The sequence below is a fragment of the Paenibacillus anaericanus genome (genome assembly GCF_003994475.1).
Lineage (GTDB): Bacteria > Bacillota > Bacilli > Paenibacillales > Paenibacillaceae > Fontibacillus > Fontibacillus anaericanus.
Map to the genome: position 1 here is coordinate 267,665 of NZ_RZNY01000002.1, position 18,358 is coordinate 286,022.

19 protein-coding genes are annotated in these 18,358 nt (G+C 41.7%); 6 read left to right on the plus strand and 13 right to left on the minus strand.

The window, feature by feature from the left end; all coding sequences use genetic code 11:
- Positions 1–57: 57 nt before the first annotated feature.
- On the plus strand, positions 58–1,203 hold the full coding sequence (locus EJP82_RS03470; protein ID WP_246053978.1) for an MFS transporter: 1,146 nt from the start codon (positions 58–60) through the stop codon (positions 1,201–1,203).
- A gap of 152 nt (positions 1,204–1,355) precedes the next feature.
- On the opposite strand, the gene EJP82_RS03475 is transcribed toward EJP82_RS03470, so the two are convergent.
- The 4 genes from EJP82_RS03475 to EJP82_RS03490 all read right to left on the minus strand — a co-directional run bounded on the left by EJP82_RS03475 (position 1,356) and on the right by EJP82_RS03490 (position 5,221).
- The gene (locus EJP82_RS03475) at positions 1,356–2,450 is read right to left on the minus strand and encodes a GIY-YIG nuclease family protein (protein ID WP_127190627.1); all 1,095 of its coding nucleotides are present in this window, start codon (positions 2,448–2,450) and stop codon (positions 1,356–1,358) included.
- Positions 2,451–2,577: 127 nt separating this feature from the next.
- Positions 2,578–3,321, minus strand: a complete 744-nt coding sequence (locus EJP82_RS03480) for an ABC transporter permease (protein ID WP_127190628.1) — start codon at positions 3,319–3,321, stop codon at positions 2,578–2,580.
- A 1-nt stretch (position 3,322) separates the two neighbouring features.
- Positions 3,323–4,270: an ABC transporter ATP-binding protein gene (locus tag EJP82_RS03485; RefSeq protein ID WP_127190629.1), complete on the minus strand. Its 948-nt coding sequence runs from the start codon at positions 4,268–4,270 to the stop codon at positions 3,323–3,325.
- A gap of 132 nt (positions 4,271–4,402) precedes the next feature.
- Entirely contained in the window at positions 4,403–5,221 is an 819-nt protein-coding gene (locus EJP82_RS03490) for a MerR family transcriptional regulator (RefSeq protein ID WP_127190630.1), read from the minus strand.
- Between the two features lie 609 nt (positions 5,222–5,830).
- Between EJP82_RS03490 and EJP82_RS03495 the strand changes: the two genes are divergently transcribed.
- The 5 genes from EJP82_RS03495 to EJP82_RS03520 all read left to right on the plus strand — a co-directional run bounded on the left by EJP82_RS03495 (position 5,831) and on the right by EJP82_RS03520 (position 10,281).
- A complete protein-coding gene (locus EJP82_RS03495) occupies positions 5,831–6,364 on the plus strand; it encodes a GNAT family N-acetyltransferase (RefSeq protein ID WP_127190631.1) in 534 nt (177 codons plus the stop codon).
- A 530-nt stretch (positions 6,365–6,894) separates the two neighbouring features.
- On the plus strand, positions 6,895–7,587 hold the full coding sequence (locus EJP82_RS03505) for a response regulator transcription factor (RefSeq protein ID WP_127190633.1): 693 nt from the start codon (positions 6,895–6,897) through the stop codon (positions 7,585–7,587).
- An 83-nt stretch (positions 7,588–7,670) separates the two neighbouring features.
- Complete coding sequence (locus EJP82_RS03510; RefSeq protein WP_127190634.1) at positions 7,671–8,594, plus strand: ABC transporter ATP-binding protein; 924 nt, start codon at positions 7,671–7,673, stop codon at positions 8,592–8,594.
- Positions 8,587–9,348, plus strand: a complete 762-nt coding sequence (locus EJP82_RS03515; protein ID WP_127190635.1) for an ABC transporter permease — start codon at positions 8,587–8,589, stop codon at positions 9,346–9,348. Before EJP82_RS03510 ends, EJP82_RS03515 begins: the two co-directional genes overlap by 8 nt.
- Positions 9,349–9,366: 18 nt before the next feature.
- Complete coding sequence (locus tag EJP82_RS03520) at positions 9,367–10,281, plus strand: sensor histidine kinase (protein WP_246053964.1); 915 nt, start codon at positions 9,367–9,369, stop codon at positions 10,279–10,281.
- A 228-nt stretch (positions 10,282–10,509) separates the two neighbouring features.
- Here EJP82_RS03520 and EJP82_RS03525 read toward each other — a convergent pair whose 3' ends face one another.
- From EJP82_RS03525 to EJP82_RS03565, 9 genes are all read right to left on the minus strand, one after another.
- Complete coding sequence (locus EJP82_RS03525) at positions 10,510–11,121, minus strand: hypothetical protein (RefSeq protein WP_211350032.1); 612 nt, start codon at positions 11,119–11,121, stop codon at positions 10,510–10,512.
- Between the two features lie 31 nt (positions 11,122–11,152).
- Complete coding sequence (locus EJP82_RS03530; RefSeq protein ID WP_127190636.1) at positions 11,153–11,347, minus strand: DUF4177 domain-containing protein; 195 nt, start codon at positions 11,345–11,347, stop codon at positions 11,153–11,155.
- 20 nt (positions 11,348–11,367) lie between these two features.
- Positions 11,368–12,312 (minus strand): alpha/beta fold hydrolase, encoded by a 945-nt coding sequence (locus EJP82_RS03535; protein ID WP_127190637.1) that lies wholly within the window; start codon positions 12,310–12,312, stop codon positions 11,368–11,370.
- 10 nt (positions 12,313–12,322) lie between these two features.
- Complete coding sequence (locus tag EJP82_RS03540) at positions 12,323–13,177, minus strand: ABC transporter permease (RefSeq protein WP_127190638.1); 855 nt, start codon at positions 13,175–13,177, stop codon at positions 12,323–12,325.
- On the minus strand, positions 13,174–14,088 hold the full coding sequence (locus EJP82_RS03545; RefSeq protein WP_127190639.1) for an ABC transporter ATP-binding protein: 915 nt from the start codon (positions 14,086–14,088) through the stop codon (positions 13,174–13,176). Before EJP82_RS03545 ends, EJP82_RS03540 begins: the two co-directional genes overlap by 4 nt.
- A gap of 233 nt (positions 14,089–14,321) precedes the next feature.
- The gene (locus EJP82_RS03550) at positions 14,322–15,797 is read right to left on the minus strand and encodes a protein adenylyltransferase SelO (RefSeq protein WP_127190777.1); all 1,476 of its coding nucleotides are present in this window, start codon (positions 15,795–15,797) and stop codon (positions 14,322–14,324) included.
- Positions 15,798–15,974: 177 nt separating this feature from the next.
- Entirely contained in the window at positions 15,975–17,216 is a 1,242-nt protein-coding gene (locus EJP82_RS03555; RefSeq protein ID WP_211350033.1) for an MFS transporter, read from the minus strand.
- A gap of 163 nt (positions 17,217–17,379) precedes the next feature.
- Complete coding sequence (locus tag EJP82_RS03560) at positions 17,380–17,589, minus strand: hypothetical protein (protein WP_127190641.1); 210 nt, start codon at positions 17,587–17,589, stop codon at positions 17,380–17,382.
- Positions 17,590–17,959: 370 nt separating this feature from the next.
- Positions 17,960–18,334, minus strand: a complete 375-nt coding sequence (locus tag EJP82_RS03565; protein WP_127190642.1) for a PH domain-containing protein — start codon at positions 18,332–18,334, stop codon at positions 17,960–17,962.
- Positions 18,335–18,358 lie beyond the last annotated feature (24 nt).

The window sequence follows — 18,358 nt, forward strand, 5'->3', positions numbered from 1 at the left end:
TCCGCTGTTAAAGAAACACAGGCTCAGTCTAAAAGTAAATCAACTCCCAATTGGATCATGATGTTGCTAGCAGTATCATGCGGTATTATCGTTGCCAACCTTTATTATGCTCAAACTCTGGTAGGGCCTATTAGCATCGCAATGGGTCTCTCCCCCAGATCAGCAGGTTTAATTGTGACATTGACTCAGGTAGGTTATGTTTTGGGTTTGCTCTTTATCGTTCCGCTCAGCGATATTATCGAGAATCGGCGTCTGACTGTTGTGTCATTAATTATGGTTGTTGGCGCATTGGTTGCAGCAACTCTAGCTCCCAATTCGCTGATATTTCTAGCTGCGTCCCTATTGATCGGGCTTGGATCAGTAGCCGCTCAAATTCTGGTGCCATATGCCACCTATTTAGCCTCTGAAAATCAGCGCGGCCGTGTTGTAGGCAATGTAATGAGCGGATTGCTACTGGGAATCATGTTTGCCCGGCCGATTGCGAGCTTTATCACTGATCTTTGGGGTTGGCAGGCAGTGTTTACGCTCTCGGCGGTGCTGATAACTCTTTTGACAATACTATTGTCCCGTGCTCTTCCTGAACGCAAACCCGTACCTACCATGAATTATGGTCAATTATTAGGCTCACTAGTTACCCTTTTAAAAGCAACGCCTATTTTACGCCGCCGGGCGATTTATCAGGCCTGTTTATTTGGGGCTTTCAGTCTTTTTTGGACAGTCGTTTCTTTACGGTTAACCGATCACTTTCATTTATCACAGCAAGGCATTGCTTTGTTTGCCCTTGCCGGTGTCGCTGGAGCTGTCGCCGCACCTGTTGCCGGGAGATTGGCTGACAGAGGTTTGTCTCGTTTGATGAGCGGTCTGGCAATTACTATTGCATTTCTGGCTTTTGTAGTGTCCTATCTTGTTCAAGGCAATTCAAACACGGCTCTCATCCTGCTAGTTATTGCTGCCATTCTGCTGGATATGGGGGTATCGGGAAGTCTTGTACTTGGTCAACGTGCCATTTATTCACTGGGAGGTGAAACGAGAGGCCGGCTAAACGGATTGTTTATGGCCATTTTCTTCGTGGGAGGAGCCCTTGGATCATTCATAGGCGCCTGGTCTTACGCTTACGGGGGCTGGATTTTGACCGTATTGCTAGGAATGAGTCTGCCGATTCTAGCCATGCTGTACTATTTCACAGAGAAAAGAACGGCATGATTAATAGCTACGATGAGAAAACATGATTTGCCACAGATAATTTACTCTTAGAAATGTAATCAGGGGATGTCCCAAAATCCATTAAGAATGGTAGGACATCCTTTCAAAAAAAACAGCATTATTGGTGATAGCATAAATTGTTGTATAGTTATTCAATCAACTTCAGCTCTTAAGAATAAATCGCCAAGCGCCGCATTCAGATCGGTATGATCCTCTGCTATTAGCCATACTTCAGGGATGATAAGATAATGGCATGAACTGCCTTGTAGATAACTGTAAATAATTTGCGCTTGATCGATTTCATCTCGGGTAACTTTGCTAGAGAGTGATGCACTTTCCACCTCAAAATAGCGCAGAATCAACGCTTTGACTCTTGCAGTTTGCTCCTCGTTCACAGAATCATTAACCGTGTATTTTTCGCTAAAAAGAACCGTATTTCGTTTAATGAGAAACAGTTTGACCCTATCTTCGCTTAAATACTCAAGGATCACAATGTTGCGGTTTTCCTCAGTGAAGCCAATCACCTTCTCTTTGTTCAGAAGGAAATTCACTGCTGCAATATAGTCCCTATATTTCGCTGCTCTCTCAAAATCGAATTGCTCAGCCGCATCTAGCATGCTTTGTTCCATTTCTTCGTACAAACTTCGATCCGTATCACCAAGCAAACCCATCAGGCGATCCATGATCAAATTGTATTTAACAATTGCTTCTCCCCCTATACACATCCCTAGACATAATCCTAATGAATAGTTCAAGCAAGGAGTATTCGTATTAGCAGAAAAAGAATGATTACAGGCAATTTTATAACATTCTTCAATTCCTTGAATCGCTTTTTCCACTGCATTCTTGTTAGCTGTATAGGGTCCAAAATGTACTTGTTCCGGATTATCGGACATAGGATTGTTGGTTATTTCTATTCGACGTAATCCGCCCGTTCGCTGTATCACAATGTAGGTGTAAGCAAGCGGGTTTTTCATCTTCCTATTGTACATTGGCTTATGCTTTTGAATTAACTCGCACTCTGTCATAAATGCTTCAAACTCTGTATCCGTAACCATGTAATCCAAATCACGCACATGCTGTACAAGCTTCTTTACCTTTGGAGTATGGGACTTGTTTTGATAAAAATACGATTGCACTCTTTTCTTCAGATTCTTGGACTTGCCGACATATATGATCCCACCGAGGGAATCTTTCATAAGATAGACTCCCGGCGAAGAAGGAAGGTTATTTAGCTTCTCTTTCATGTGATTGTAAATCCTCCTTCAAACAATAGGGCTACGATGATTTGAAATGCTATTACATTATAACTGCGCTTAAGAATAGAAAGCTAGAAAAAATGGACATTCCCACTACGGCTTTAATAGAACAAAATTATTGAATATCCTTCTTTAAAGCATGAACAGCCAATACAAAGCTAGCAATGCATAGAATGAATAATATCCCTGTTGTGAATAACAATTGCATCCAGTCTATCAAGTCCCCTGATACCAACATCCGCAAGCTATTGATTACATGGGTAAACGGATTAATAATTACAGGAATACGGAATCCACTCGGTAATTGATCATATGGTATCAGTGCCGAACTGACAAAAAATAATGGTAAGGTAACCGTATTGACAAGTGCGATAAAGGAATTTTCATCGGGCAGCTTAAGACTTAGCGCATATGAAATAGCTGATACGAACGCTACAGTTAAGAACAGCAGCATCGCCATGAGAAGCATTCCACTTACACCTGATGTTATCCGAACCGACATCAAAAAAGAAATCCCCATTAAAATCATAATTTGGATAAACGTCGATACGGCGGCATCTATAATATGAGCCAATATAATGGAACTTCTCTTAGCAGGCGAAATCATAATTCGATAATAGCTTCCCCCTGTTTTCAATGAATAGTTTGCAATTCCGCTTATGCCGGAACTGAAAAGCACACCCATTAGCAGTATTCCAGGAAGGATAAAGGCCGTATAATTCCCTTCTGTTTCATTTCCTCTAAATATTGTGCTAAACAGTAAAAGCCATATAAGCGGTTGAATCAAAGTCATGATGATGGTTACTGGATTTTGGAAACGCCACTTGATACTTCTCCAAAAAAGATTGAAAGTTTGCATCTTAAACACCCCTTCCTTTGTTCTGCGTGAGTGACAGAAAAACATCATCAAGGCTTGGCGTTATGATTCCGATTGAGGAATACCGTATTTTCTTGTCCACCAGTAATTGATTGAGGATGTGAAAATCCTGCGCCGCATTTTGAGTGTTGGCATAAACTGTATTTTGTTCTTGCCGTATTGCTCTGACAAATTGTAGGTCTGAAATCCATTTTCCAAAATCCTGCTGATTCTCTGAACCGTCCAAATCAATCCGAATTGTATTTAGGTGGGTATGTTGCCGGAGATTTTCTGGCGTATCCTGCACCAATTCGTGACCGTCCTGTATAATACAGACCGTATCGCTTAGCATATCTGCTTCTTCTAAATAGTGGGTAGTGAGAAAAATAGTTGTGCCAAAATCATCCTTGATTTTCTTCACAGTGTCCCACATGGCTTTTCGGGATTCAATATCCATCCCCACAGTCGGTTCATCCAGAAATAGAATTTGGGGATAAGACATCATGCTCATGGCAATATCCAATCGCCGTTTAATTCCGCCGGAATACGCAGTAACTCTTTGCTTTTCGTATTCCTTTAATCCAAATGCAGTAATGAGCGCATCCATCCGCTTGTTAGCAGTTGCGTCATCCAGCTTGTATAATCGGCTCTGGAACAGCATGTTCTCCTTTAGAGTTAGGTGGTTATCAATAGATACCTTTTGCGCCACGCAAGCAATGAGTGGACGCACCGCCCTTTGTTCCTTACATACATCCCTACCCATAATTAATATCTTTCCAGAGGTCGGTTGAAGAAAGGTAGTAAGAATATTGATTAGCGTTGATTTTCCTGCTCCGTTCGGCCCTAATAAAGAGAATATCTCCCCTTTTTGAACCTTAATACTTAAATCGTCAAGGGCTTTTTTGCCGCTCTTATAGACTTTTGACAGATGGCTCACTGAAATTGCATCCAAATTTGATTCCCCCTTTTTGTCTTGATTTAAGGGTAAAGTATCGCATTGTGTTAGAGTCAATAGGAGGGAATGAATTTCTTACAGCAAAAAATCGCTACCCTATATAGTGCAGCGATTAAATCTGGCAAGTACTTATATACTTTTTATTGGGAAGCAAACTTCGGTAATCAGATTTTCCGGATCGGGTTCGGTTTCCGGCGAAACATGTAAGATATTAAACATGGGACCATTAAATTCATAACCATTGTCGGAAATCCAGTTCGCAATCGCTTGATTGGCTTCTTTCAGTTGAATATACCCGCCTTTATAGGTTAGTGTAGCCGCAATTACGGGGTCAACGTTCTTAAACCGTATGGTATCTGTATCCTGATATGTGCCCACAACCACCCTTTGCACTTCCACGTCAATTCCATGTTCTACAATACCCTCATTGCGGAATATTGCAATGTTGTAGCGCGGATTGCCTAACTGGACATTCTGCGCTACAATCTCTGAACACAATTTCTCCCACAATATGTCCTCTTGCTCGTAGGTGGCAATCGTGTTGCGGTAGCTTATCACATTCCTTCTAGGAAGCTCCTTGATAGCAATGCTGAATTTGGAAAGTGGAGAATTTTGCTCAAGGCTTTTTATGGTCGTCTGAAGGAGTAACAATTGTTTTTGCATAGAGACTATTTCTTCCTGCTTTTGGGATGCTTGAAGCATTAAATATCTTTTGAGGCTTTTTTCATCATCATACTCCGATAAAATGTCCTTAATAACGGACAATCCCAATCCCATACTTTTTAATGCCTGTATTCGATTCGCAACGGAAAGTTGTTCTTCGCTGTAATAGCGATACCCCGTGAATTCATCAATGTGTGCCGGAATGAGCAAACCGATTTCATTGTAGTGGCGCAGCATGTAGATGCTTATCTTGGACAGAGTAGAAAAGTCCCCGATTTTTAGCATAAATCTCACCTTCTCATAGACAACTTAAACACTATCTACTCACCATAAACTATAGCATAGTACTAGAGTCAATAGCCTATAGAGTTAATGCCTTGAAGGTAACTGTAAATAATAGAATCAAAGTAAATACGAATGACTAGAACAACCCAGAGGACAACATAAAAATCGCCATACCGTGAAAGATCGTTGACGCTAACACGCCATGCTTCATTCTTACAAAAGCACAGATCAAACCCTCATATAATGTAAAACCAAGCAAAACCTTGCCTAGATCCGCCTCTATCCGCTAAAGAAATGTATTGATAGAGTATCAAGAGTGGCGCGCAAATGATTATTGCACCCATGAGACCGTAAATATATGTACGAATTCGCTTCATGTTTCCCCAATAGATTAAATCCCTAATCCCAGGATTCCGAAATACAATGATAAAAGTAAGTAACAACGAAACGATTCCAAGCAGGATTAATATGATTCGTAGAATATGGGTATAAATCCTGCTATAGTAAAGTATGGATTGGATGCATCTGTTCAATGTGCTGTAGTAAGAAATGAAATAAGCCCTTCAGCAAATAAATGTAAATGTAATGAGAACAATTTGAGGTGATTATATGAGGTTATCAGAACCTTTTGAAACGAAACGAATGAAATTCCGCTTATTACACATAAACGATATAGAGGCTATCTACAGACAATTTTCTGACCCAGAGATGTGTAATTATTTTAGTGAGCCACCCTGTGATTGGGAAGAAGCAAAAGGTATCATTGAGCATTATAAATATCCCGATGGAAAAGACAATCTTCGTTACGGTATGTTCGATAAAGAAACCGATGCATTTATAGGAACATGCGGTTATCACTATTGGGATCAAAAGCTTTCCCAAGTCGAGATTGGTTATGATATATGGAAAGACTATTGGAAACAGGGTTATGTATCAGAAGCATTACCCGAACTCATCAATATCTGTTATGAACATCTTGGTGTTGACTGTATTTATATTCTTACACACCCACATAATTATGCATCTATGGCAAGTGTCAGTAAGTTGGGGTTTAACGTATGTGAGCCTTGCCGGAATACGGATGAAGAACAAGTGTGCATGAAGTTAATGCGAGTAGAATGGTACGATAAGAGTAGTTTCTAGTCGCTTATGGGACTCTTCTATCACATATCTCGTGGTATCCAAATTTATTTCATTTTGAAGCAGTACAATATCAGCAGTATCTAACACTTCATAGATTTCTTTTATATTATTTATAGTTAGAATCCATTAGCTCCCCCCTCAGAAAGGATAATATGATTTTCCCCAGAAGCATCTACTGTAATAGATGCTAACCCCGTGCTCCCTTCTTTATGAAAGATATATTCTGATTGAACACCAATTCCACGAATAGCAGTCAATAACTGTGAGGTAAATGGGTCGTTTCCATCAGCTCCAAGTAGCCACAACCAAATCTAGTCCCACAAACATCCATCATCCATGAACTTTTATTTAGTTGTCGAAATCCGAGTTCTCGTTCACATAGAGCTCACTGGGTTGAAAAGGTGACTTCACATTAATTATGGAGAGGGTAGCCCCCAGAAGACACATCTCGATATAGGGACAAAAACCTGCTATCATAACTAATAGGGAGCATCTATGATGCCCAATTATAGGTAAATAGAGGAGATTAAATGAACATCCCTATACATATTCTCGTTGCTGAGGACGACAATGACATCAGCCGATTGCTGTGCAGCATTATTAAGAAAAGCGGCTACATTCCCCAACCCGCATACTCGGGAACGGAGGCCCTTCTCTATCTGGAGCAGCGTCCATGGAGTATGTTGCTACTCGATTTGATGTTACCTGGCATGACGGGTGAAGAACTGCTCCAACAGTTCGACCGACGGGACGATATGCCGGTTATTATCATTTCAGCTAAGGGTGAACCCCATACTAAGGTGTCTGCCCTGCGCGGGGGCGCAGACGATTTCATTACGAAACCCTTCGATGTCGCGGAAGTATCTGCGCGAATCGATTCCCATCTGCGTTTGTATGCACGGATCGCTCAACCAGCTTTGCCTACCGTGCAGAGGCATAAGGGACTAGTACTTGATCGAGACGCTATGTCGGTTACAGCAGATGGCGCAGAAATCGCACTAACAGCTCGAGAGTTTGAGATTGTCTCGTTGCTGTTATCAGCCCCGAAGAAAGTGTTTACGAAATCTAATTTGTACGAAAGTGTCTGGCGAGAGCCATTCTGCGGAGACGACAATACAGTCAACGTCCATATGAGCAATTTACGCAGCAAACTAGCTAAGGCCGCTCCGGGAAGTGAATTTATCGAGACGATATGGGGCATGGGTTATCGGCTTAAGCCTTAAGACATTCTTAAGATTTGACTTAAGCTCTTCTTATGTTTTCATTTCTATACTTGGTCTATCACATAAAGGAGGCCAAGACGACGATGAACGAATATGTATTAAAAACAAATCAACTATCAAAAAGGTTCAAAGGCCTTACAGCTCTGGACAAAGTCAATTTGTCTATCCGCAAAGGCTCCATTTATGGTTTTATTGGGCAAAACGGAGCCGGCAAATCAACATTGATCCGCATTGTGACCGGACTTGCTTTTCCAAGCGAGGGAACGATTGAGCTGTTCGGAGCCAGTGAAGAGCAGGCGTTGATCCAGGCTCGCAAGCGGGTGGGCTCGATTATCGAGAGCCCCGCATTGTTCACCCATATGACTGCAAGCGAAAATCTAGAAGTGAACCGGATTCTCCGTGGCATCCCAGGCAAAGATTGCGTTCACAGGATGCTAGAACAGGTCGGACTACAGGGAGCCGGCAAGAAGAAAGTAAAAAATTTCTCGCTAGGAATGAAGCAGCGGTTAGGTCTTGCAATCGCCTTGCTGGGAGATCCAGAATTCCTGATTCTGGACGAGCCGACCAATGGGTTAGATCCCATGGGTGTCGTCGAAATGCGCGAACTCCTCAAGCGGCTAAACCGCGAGCTCGGCATTACGATCCTGATCTCAAGTCATATTCTGAGCGAATTGCATTTGATGGCAAGCCATTATGGCATTATCCATCACGGTCGTTTGCTTGAACAACTCACTGCCGAGGAATTGGACGAGAAATGTCAGCAGTATGTGTATATCAAAGTGGATAATCCGAGCATGGCAACAACGGTCATTCAAAATGAGCTGGGTACGGCTGATTTCGAAGTGATGCAGGATGGATCCATCAAATTGTATAGCCGCATTGAGCAGCCGGGCAAAGTATCATCGGCATTATTCTCCGCGGGATTGGAGATCGAGAAATTTATGCCCATGGGCGAAGACTTGGAGAGTTATTTTACAAAGCGGATTGGAGGTAATCTGCATGTATAATCTGCTCAGAGTTGAGTTTTTCAAGCTCCGTAAGAACAGATCGTTTTGGTCGTTGCTGTTCGCTCTTTCAGTCCTCTCTCTTGCGTACCCCCTATTGTATTATTTTGATCATCGGTCCAGCGGAGTGCCTCAGATCACGGGAGCTGAATTTCTGACTACATTTATTTCAAGTAATAGCTACATTATTAAATTCGGAGTTGCAATACTGGCCGGAATCTTCATCTCCAACGAATATTCCACAGGGGTAATGAAGACGATCGCATCTTCGGGTAACACTAGAGGGCGACTGTTCACGGCAAAATTGATCGTTTTCTCAGTCGGATCCATGGCGATTTCTCTCGTCTTTCCGATAGTCAGCACGGTCGAAGTCACACTTCTTTCGGGCTTTGGTCAACTACCAGTGGAAAGTACAGTACTTTTCATACCCCGAGCCTTCGGCCTGACCTTACTGTACACAGCAGGCTACGCAGCTATTGGGGCTCTGTTCACTGTAATACTTGTCGACAGTGGAAAAACGATTGGCTTCTCCATGATTTTCTTTCTTATGATCGATACAATTATGGCTAGCCTAAGTTCGAAGGTCGCATTCTTTGCTACATTATACGACTTTTCTATCTTCAAACTGGTGGGCAATATCGGCAAGCCCCTGATCGACAGTGGAGATGTGCCAGCCCTCCTGCTCGTACCGTTGTTGACGTTTGTCATTGCCGGGACGCTCGGGATGCTCGTGTTCCGTAGAAAGGAAATTAAATAACATAGGAGGTGTGGGAGAGTGTTTCTTATCCTGACAATCATATTGTTTGCGGCAGTTGCTCTCCTGCTTGTCCGTTTGTTAATGCTAAGGCGGGAGTTAGGGCGGATGACGGAGCAATTGTACTGCTACAACGAGCGTGCAACTGGTAAAAAAATTGACGTAGCACTATTCGACCAGAAGCTCGAAGCGCTTGCGGGGCAAATCAATCGTCAATCCAATTTATTGGTCCAATCGGAAGTCCATCGAATACGAGTTGAACAAGAATTTCGTCAGGCAGTTGCGAATATATCTCATGATATACGTACACCACTCACCTCCATCTTCGGATATATTCAACTATTGGAGGCTGAGTCAATTACACCTGAGGAGAAGCTCGAATACGTTGCTATTGTTAAAAATCGGACGAGGCGGCTTCAGGCACTACTGAACGATTTTTTCGAGCTTTCCGTGATCGAATCACTAGATTATCCCCTTCAAACAGAGAAGCTCGGGATGACTGTCCTACTCTCAGAAATTCTGGTCGGATTTTACGATTCGTTCAACGAACGCAACATTACACCTGATATACGACTACCTGAGGAAAATGTGTCCGTATACGCCGATGAATCGGCTGTGCGGAGAGTTGTCGAGAATTTGCTGGTCAATACGGTCAAGCATACGACTGGGCATGTAGAAATTAGTTTCAAAAGGCAGCAGGAGACGGCTGACTTGACGATTGTAAACGATGCGAAGGAACTAGCTGGAAGCGATGTCAACCTCATATTTGACCGATTCTATACCGCAGACCGTACCCGATCTTCTCAAGCATCGGGGCTTGGGCTCTCTATCGCCAAAAGTCTGATGAATAAGATGGATGGGACGCTGACAGCCGAACTGGACGGTGAGAAACTATTGATGACCTGCCGTTGGAAACTAGGAGATTTAATGTGTTAATGGTGAATGGATATGTTTATGATGAGAAGCAAAACTATTACTGCAAATCTCTAAATTAGTTTCACCAAAATTTGAACCATAGCTATCAGAGGCAATGTGTCCCGCGGGCTCTTCGCGGGCCCTGTCGAAAACGGATTTGCTTCCACAATCCCATTTCTGATAAGTCGCAAAAAGCGGAGTGTGGTTTGTGTCCACACTCCGCTTCATACTCAAGAGTTCAATTCGGATTCATATTTTTTCAAGCTTTTCAAAAACACCATCAACCCAAGTTTGGTCATCCCATAATTTTGGATTATCAAGTTTTCTAACCGCAGGGTGACCTGTTGCAATAGTATCCACACCATCTTTGTTTCCAAAGTACAAATCAACAATTTTGAATGACTTGTTGTCAGATTGTACTAACAGTTTACAACTCATTCCAGACCCTTGGTTTGAAAAAGTTAAACTTAAATAGTAAAGATCTTCATCAAGTTTCTTGTACTCTGCTTCCTTAAACTCATTTTCTAAACCGAAATTCACACCGATTCCACCTACCAATTCTTGCTTTTGTTCTAATTCCAACATTTTATTAGTAAATTTAAGGAGATTTTCATTTGAAATGTAGTTTTCAAAGGATACTGTTTCTTGTTCTGCAACCGCTCCGGTATACAGGTTTACGAAAGCTTTTCCAAAGTTCACAATGGAATCGTGATCATCATCACTAATTTGATCTTCCTTACTTGAAATAGATTCTATCGGATTGTCATTCAAGTTTGCATTGTCTGAACTATTTTCCTTTTTCGAACAACTCATAAGGGCAAGAAATACCAAAACTACTATACCTAACGTTAATTTCCTCATAGTACCTCCTTATAATAAATTTGCTGGGGCGCTATTTTTTTCGTTTAAACACGACAATGATATCTTTTGATGCCCCTTGTGCTTGGCTAGTATCAAAACACGAAATAAGTTCCCATCCTTCTTGTCCATGTAGATTTAATCTATCTTCAAATTCATTTTGATCTACTTTCCCTCCCCAAAAGCCTCCAGTCGCAAACTTTATCGTTTTATATTCCCATTGTTCCATTGTATTTCATCCTCTCTGGGTTAAAGCTTACAGATCTCAGACAAGACATCAGCGAATCCTTTGGGTTGGTCAAGCATCATAAAGTGGCCTGCATCTTGAATGATAAACAGTTTTTTTTCGGATGCATGAATCGTATCAAAGTAACGCCGGGCTATTGTATGTGGAGCTTGGAAATCGCTCTCTCCAAGAACATAAAATACAGGCACCTGATAATCCCGGCTTACCTCATACAAGCTGCTGGAAAACAAAAAATCCCATATTTTCTTATTGTTATTCATACCTTTCAGTAAACTCGAAATGTCTGATAACCGAAAAACAGGACTTTTAAGTAACGTCTTCAGAATCGGGCCGAATTTCATTCCGATTTTGTATTTCCCTTGCAGCATTCTGACCATTTGAATTTTTTTAATCATTGGCTTTTCGTAATTGTTCTCTGGATAGGTACCTAATTTTTCAAGACGCGTCAGGTCTTTTTTATTTCCTGCGTTCATAATCAATTCTTTTAATTTCTCATAACCAATCTTTTCATTCTCTACAATATCTATCAATTGGCCGGCACCTATGTAATACAGTACATCTTGGGGATGTCTTGTCACAAACAATGTCCCCAGAACGCTTCCCCAGGAATGACCTAAAATCGCGATTTTTTGTCTGTTGTATTTCTTTTTGAGGTATAGAACGATCTTGTGCAAGTCCGCCAGCAACTCATCGACAGTGGGGTAGTCTGTATCGCCTTTCACTCTAGATAAGGTCTTTCCTGCGCCGCGCTGATCCCAATGAACAACGCTATAGAGCGACGATAAATCTTCTTGGAAAGCGTAAGCGAAGGTTGACTCCGCCATCCCTGGACCCCCATGCAAAAACAAAAGGACTGGAAGCTCTGGATCAACGCTATAATGCAATAAATATTGCTCTATCCCGTTGATTTCGATATATTCTGAAACATATCCGGTTTGTTTTTTCAAAGCGGGTACCTCATTTCTTTTTGCGTGTCATATTCAAAACTGCCAGTCCAAAACAGACCACCGATGTCACGATTAGGACTAGAATACTCATCCAAGTCGTTACCTCATAATCGCCAAAGTAATAGGTAACACCCATCATTTTCTCAAATTCGATCAAAGACTCAGCGGGCGCTCCAGCAAAAGCTTCAGAAAGGGGTACATCCATAATGACCTGTCTGAAAATCGCTACAGCATGTGATACAGGGAAGATTTTGATCACGAACTGTACGGCATCCGGTAAAGCTCCGACGGGGAGGTATATCCCTGTCATAAACCCGATTAGTGTACCGATTACGGTACTTGCTGTAGCAAATGCATTATTGCTTTTAAAGAAGGAAACTACAAAAAAGACGATGGCTGTATTTACAAGGGTACAAACTAAAATGAGCCCGAAAACCTTACCAAATGCCACTGCAGACAGCAATTTCCCACCGCTTGCCACGATATAAATTTCTACTAATATGAGAGCTACAACACTCATGATGCAACCGATAAGAAATGCACTAATTACATATCCACCAGCAATGCTGCTTCTTTTTACAGGTGAGGAATTGAAATCCTTGATAATATTCTTCTCCCGATCACTGACCAACGTGCCAAAGGCACCCATGGTTGTCGTTACGGATGTCACTGCCAAAAGCCCCGCCATAATCCAACTGTCCATAAGAAAGCGAATATTAGCTACTTCACTATATTCACTCGCCCATACATCGCCCAAAAATAAGGCATATAGTCCAATAATAATGATCACAGCAAGAAGTGAGAAGAAAACGGCACTTTTATCTCTGAAAAAGAGGAGAAGGTTTCGTTTAGCAAATCCAATCATTGTCTAAGCTCCTTTCCTGTTATACCGATAAAAGCATCATCCATCGTTCCATTTAAAACTTCAAATCCTGTTATGTATGGTTTGCATTGTTCAAGAATCGGAAAAGCATCCAATGTGGATGGAATATTGATTGTTATTTTATCGACTTTTTGGGAAAATTCGATTTGTGCTTCTGTCAGGAACGCAGTTAAAGTCTCGATATCTCCAGTAAATAAGTTTAATTGATCGCTGGCATACCTGTTCTTTAATTCGGTTGGTGTTCCTTTTGCCGCAATACTGCCATTGTCGATCACGACTACATAATCCGCATCCGCCGCTTCCTCCATATAATGAGTGGTTAGAAATACCGTCATGTTATTTTCTTTTTGCAGTTTTTTAATGATCTCCCACACATTTTTTCTTGTTTGAGGATCCAGCCCAGTTGTGGGTTCATCTAATATTAGAATCGTTGGAGTATGTACAAGTGCGCGCGCAATATCGGCCCGTCTTCTCTGACCGCCTGACAATTTTCCATAGGGACGATTCATGAACTCTGTTACTCCCGCTGCCTCAGCAGCTTTTTGCACGGATTCAGCTAGCTTCGTGCCTTTCGTCCCATAAAAGCCACCCCTGATTTTCATGTTTTCTTCCACTGTCAGTAAAGAATCTAGTAATCCGTCTTGAAATACAGCGCCGATGACGGAGCGTATCTTAGCATCGTCTTTACCCAAATGGTATCCATCTATGGTAATCGTTCCAGAGTCTGGATTTAGAAACGTACAAATGATATCAATCGTTGTGGACTTCCCTGCTCCGTTTGGACCTAAAAATGCGAACATTTTCCCTTTCTCAACGTAAAAACTGATATCCTTGACTGCCTGCAGCTTGCCATATGATTTGCTTAAGCCCGTCACTTCAATAATTGGCTCCATACCTAATTCACCCCATATCCAAATAAATAACAATCTTTACAAAAACATTACTATAAAATGATCCCAAAAGTATAGATAACTTCTCACATATGAGTCATCGCAGCTAAAAAAATATCCACCCCCCATCTTCTAAAAGATAGAGAGTGGAAATAAGACTCCAGTAAATGAAACTCATAATTTCTTCATAATTACATTATAAAAATCGAACGTCCACTTTGTTGCCTGTGCTACTCTCAGGTACCACAGAAAGTTCGGTAAGGACGTGATGATTGTGCAGGCAGTGTACAGTAATCATCCTGTTCGGGAGAGTACGCATATGGATTTATTAGAACATCAAGAAGCCTCTCCATCACGCTGTAATCTCCTTGTTTCTCCGCAGCTTCCAGGGCCTCTTCTACCCGGTGATTCCGCGGGATTACCGCAGGATTGCTGCTCCGCATCAACTGATGGGAGGATTCCTTAGGTTCCTCCTGCCTGCGCAGTCTCTCCTGCCACAACTCATACCACTGGGCAAATTCCGTGGTGCCAAACAGAACCGTATCTTCTGGTTTATCCAATGATAAGCCTCGGAAGGTATTGGTGTAGTCCGCACGTTGCTTTTGCATTATACCAAGAAGGCCTTCAATAAGGGCTTCATCCCCCGGCTCTTCGTTAAATATCCCCAGCTTGGACCTCATTCCCGCTAACCAGTTACGGTGAAACAATTCAGTAAAACCTGCAATTGAGTCCTCGGCCAGCTTGATGGCCTGATCCTCGTCGTCATCCAGGAGCGGCACTAGGGTTTCAGCAAATCTCGCGAGATTCCACGCGGCAATATATGGCTGGTTACCATAAGCATAGCGACCGTGACTATCAATGGAACTGAATACCGTAGCTGGATCATACGTATCCATGAAAGCGCAAGGCCCATAATCGATGGTCTCTCCGCTAAGGGCCATATTATCGGTATTCATCACCCCGTGGATAAATCCGACGAGCTGCCACTTTGCAATCAGTACGGCTTGGCGATGGATCACTGCCTGAAGTAGAGATAAATAGCGCTTCTCATCTGCGTCTACTTCTGGAAAATGTCTTTGAATTGTATAATCAGCCAATGCCTTAAGATCCTCTGTTGTCCCCCATTGTGATGCGTATTGAAAGGTTCCAACGCGTAAATGGCTCTCCGCCACGCGAGTCAGTATGGCACCGATCTGCTCATTTTCGCGCGTAACGGATTGGCCAGTCGTAACCACGGCTAAGCTGCGGGTGGTAGGGATTCCGAGCGCGTGCATGGCTTCGCTGATGATATATTCGCGCAGCATCGGTCCAAGTACCGCTCGACCGTCGCCACCACGGGAATATGGCGTTCTACCTGAACCTTTAAGCTGAATATCCACCCGTTTGTCTTGGGGTGTGATCTGTTCGCCAAGCAGTACTGCCCGGCCGTCTCCTAACATGTTGAAATACCCAAACTGATGTCCTGCATAAGCTTGTGCAAGAGGATCAGCACCTTTGGGAATCTGGTTGCCAGCCAGCACCGCTATTCCCTCACTACTTTGTAGTGCTTGGACGTTCAATCCGAGGCTTGCTGCCAACGGTTCATTTAGAACAGCCAACTTCGGTGCACGTACCGGGGTTGGGTTTAGCCTCGCAAAAAATGATTCCGGTAGACGTGCATAACTGTTGTCGAAGTCCCATCCTGATCCTATTACTGTATTTTTTTCTGTCATCATAGCTCCTATTTTTTCTTTAGTATTTTGTACATTGGTTTTTATCGCTATAGAACATCTAAATAAAGGTTTGGTGTATTCACTTCGTAATCTTTTCGACAGGTAATTTATGTTATCATCGAGTTTAGCATACCCCAAATAAAATGAAAAACTCAGTCATTGAGATTAAATAGTCGCTCAATCCACTTCCTTCAACAATGGTTTACCTGCTTCGATTAACACCTTGTTTTGTCCAAAGAAAATTGATAATAGCAACATAAATAATCCTGTTCCGACCAGCAACCATTCTATTTGAATCACATCGGCAATGGGACCAAAAATGAGCATTCCTATCGGCATCATCGAGGTTGATATCATCCCAATAATCCCAAATACTCTTCCCATATAGTTTTCATCCACTTTTTCCTGCAGCAGGACATTTATTGGGGTATTAAACATAGGCATCGCGACTCCAAATATCGCCATGAAAATCAAGTAAATCCAAAACACTGGAACAACACCAAGTGCAAATGTACATGCCCCCATAATAAGGCTTGAGAACATCATGGTATGAACTTTGTTACGAAATCCTCCCCAGGAAGCAATAATCCCTCCACCTACCATCATACCGATCGAAAATGCGATTTCAATGGCTGTTAGTCTCCATACACCATTGCCGAAGCTACGTATAACTTGTAGTGGTGTTAGAAATGCAGCAGGTGCCATCAAGACAAAAAACACTGCGAAAAACAAAAAGAATTTCTTCAGAAAATCATGGTTATGAATATACGTTAAACCTTGCTTCAAATCATCGAAATAGCTTGTTGTTTGTTTTTCAACTGCCTTCTTATGAACTGGTATTTTAAAATAGATGAGTAAGGTAAAAATCGCAAGCGCTGCAGTAACGACATCTATAAAGAAAATCATTTCAATCGAAGCCATGGTCAATAATGCAGCACTAATGATTGGGGATATAAACATAATGACCGCCTGCAGACTCCCATTTATTCCGTTTACCTTAATCAACTTATCCTTGGGTACAATTTGCGGTAATATTGCTCCGACTGCAGGAGTCTGAATACCCGTCCCCATTGCACGAATAGCAGCCATGACAAAGAGCAGCCAAGTCGCATCATATCCCATCATGAACACTATAGCGAGAATCAATGTAGCGGTCGCGATCAATCCATCTGACAATATAATTAGTGTTTTCCGATTGTAGCGATCTGCCCACACCCCGGCAATTGGTGACAGAATAAATGTCGGTATGAAGCCACAAATGATATACAGCGTCATCATCATACCTGACTCAGTTGTTAGTGTTATGTACCACATCATCGCAAATTGAACAAGGGACGAACCAAAGAGGGATATCGTTTGACTGCCTAAGAAAAGAATAATATTTCTTTTCCAATTTCCCTTTATATCCAAGGAATTCATTGTGATTATAATCTTCCTTTCGTTTGTATATATTGTGGATTAATATACAACTTTATATAGATAAGGAGCTGATATTGTTTCCTTTTCTATAATACGCACCGCAGGAAGTATAAACAACTCGAATTCATCTTCAATCTAATATTCTCACATAACTCATTATCGATTAGTTTCTGTTGTTGAATACTATCAGTTTGTTTAAATCAACCATGATCGAGTCGTAATCCACTTCATCAATCTCAAAAAGATCAAGTTCTTTTAAATTAGCTCGTTGACAGGATTGACAGTGGTTTTTACTATCACTTATCAAACTTCCACCAATCAAACTTCCAAGTATAAAATCTAAACCTTGTACTACTAAATAAAAAGTACTCATGGTACTTCCTGGTTCAAAAGTGAGACCCTCATATCATATATTCACCATACTCAATACCAATCATGTTATTAATGCCAAAATAACTCCAAAAAGAAAGTTTCTTTTTACTAGCTTTTTCCCCATTTTCATAACCCAGTGGTAATAGCCGAACGCAGCAAGTCCCCCTAAGGCTAAACTGCCTACAGGGATACTAAATAGAATTGTTAAGCTATGTACTTTAAAATTAAATAAAGAAATAGATAGTAAAGCAATAAAAACTCAGAAAAAACATTCAAAAGAACTGGGTAAATTCCCAAAGATTAATAATACAAAAAGAGCAAGTCTCCAACCAGAAGACTTGCTCTGATGCCTTTATACAACTCTAACGGAATCAGTCCTTTAAAATCGCGTATGCGATTAGCTTATCGAACCTGCGGATGTCCACTCCCTTTTGCAACTTCACTTTGATATGACCCGCCCGTGTCCACAATTCAACCTCAGCATTAACATCAAGAAACTTCCCTGCGTTCTCAGTGGACCACATATTAATAGAAGAATAAGGCAATGAGTATATCTCCACTTTTTTGCCTGTAAGACCTTGAACATCTTTTACGATCAACCTTTTATTAGTAAAAATTGCGTTGTCTCGGAAGGTTTTATATGCAGCAACCGCAACTTCTCCGGTCACCAACAAATCTGTAATATCTTCGGGGATGGGACACTCTGATACCAAAGTCCATTCTAAAATACGTTGACCTTCTGCCATCTAATTAACCTCCTAATGATATGG

Bases quoted from the DNA above. Each gene is read 5' to 3' on its own strand.
- EJP82_RS03505 (WP_127190633.1), top strand. From the start codon at position 6,895: ATGAACATCCCTATACATATTCTCGTTGCTGAGGACGACAATGACATC.
- EJP82_RS03515 (WP_127190635.1), top strand. From the start codon at position 8,587: ATGTATAATCTGCTCAGAGTTGAGTTTTTCAAGCTCCGTAAGAACAGA.
- EJP82_RS03540 (WP_127190638.1), bottom strand. From the start codon at position 13,177: ATGATTGGATTTGCTAAACGAAACCTTCTCCTCTTTTTCAGAGATAAA.
- EJP82_RS03560 (WP_127190641.1), bottom strand. From the start codon at position 17,589: ATGAGTACTTTTTATTTAGTAGTACAAGGTTTAGATTTTATACTTGGA.
- EJP82_RS03470 (WP_246053978.1), top strand. From the start codon at position 58: ATGATGTTGCTAGCAGTATCATGCGGTATTATCGTTGCCAACCTTTAT.
- EJP82_RS03525 (WP_211350032.1), bottom strand. From the start codon at position 11,121: ATGAGGAAATTAACGTTAGGTATAGTAGTTTTGGTATTTCTTGCCCTT.
- EJP82_RS03545 (WP_127190639.1), bottom strand. From the start codon at position 14,088: ATGGAGCCAATTATTGAAGTGACGGGCTTAAGCAAATCATATGGCAAG.
- EJP82_RS03555 (WP_211350033.1), bottom strand. From the start codon at position 17,216: ATGAATTCCTTGGATATAAAGGGAAATTGGAAAAGAAATATTATTCTT.
- EJP82_RS03530 (WP_127190636.1), bottom strand. From the start codon at position 11,347: ATGGAACAATGGGAATATAAAACGATAAAGTTTGCGACTGGAGGCTTT.
- EJP82_RS03565 (WP_127190642.1), bottom strand. From the start codon at position 18,334: ATGGCAGAAGGTCAACGTATTTTAGAATGGACTTTGGTATCAGAGTGT.
- EJP82_RS03495 (WP_127190631.1), top strand. From the start codon at position 5,831: ATGAGGTTATCAGAACCTTTTGAAACGAAACGAATGAAATTCCGCTTA.
- EJP82_RS03490 (WP_127190630.1), bottom strand. From the start codon at position 5,221: ATGCTAAAAATCGGGGACTTTTCTACTCTGTCCAAGATAAGCATCTAC.
- EJP82_RS03475 (WP_127190627.1), bottom strand. From the start codon at position 2,450: ATGAAAGAGAAGCTAAATAACCTTCCTTCTTCGCCGGGAGTCTATCTT.
- EJP82_RS03480 (WP_127190628.1), bottom strand. From the start codon at position 3,321: ATGCAAACTTTCAATCTTTTTTGGAGAAGTATCAAGTGGCGTTTCCAA.
- EJP82_RS03550 (WP_127190777.1), bottom strand. From the start codon at position 15,797: ATGACAGAAAAAAATACAGTAATAGGATCAGGATGGGACTTCGACAAC.
- EJP82_RS03510 (WP_127190634.1), top strand. From the start codon at position 7,671: ATGAACGAATATGTATTAAAAACAAATCAACTATCAAAAAGGTTCAAA.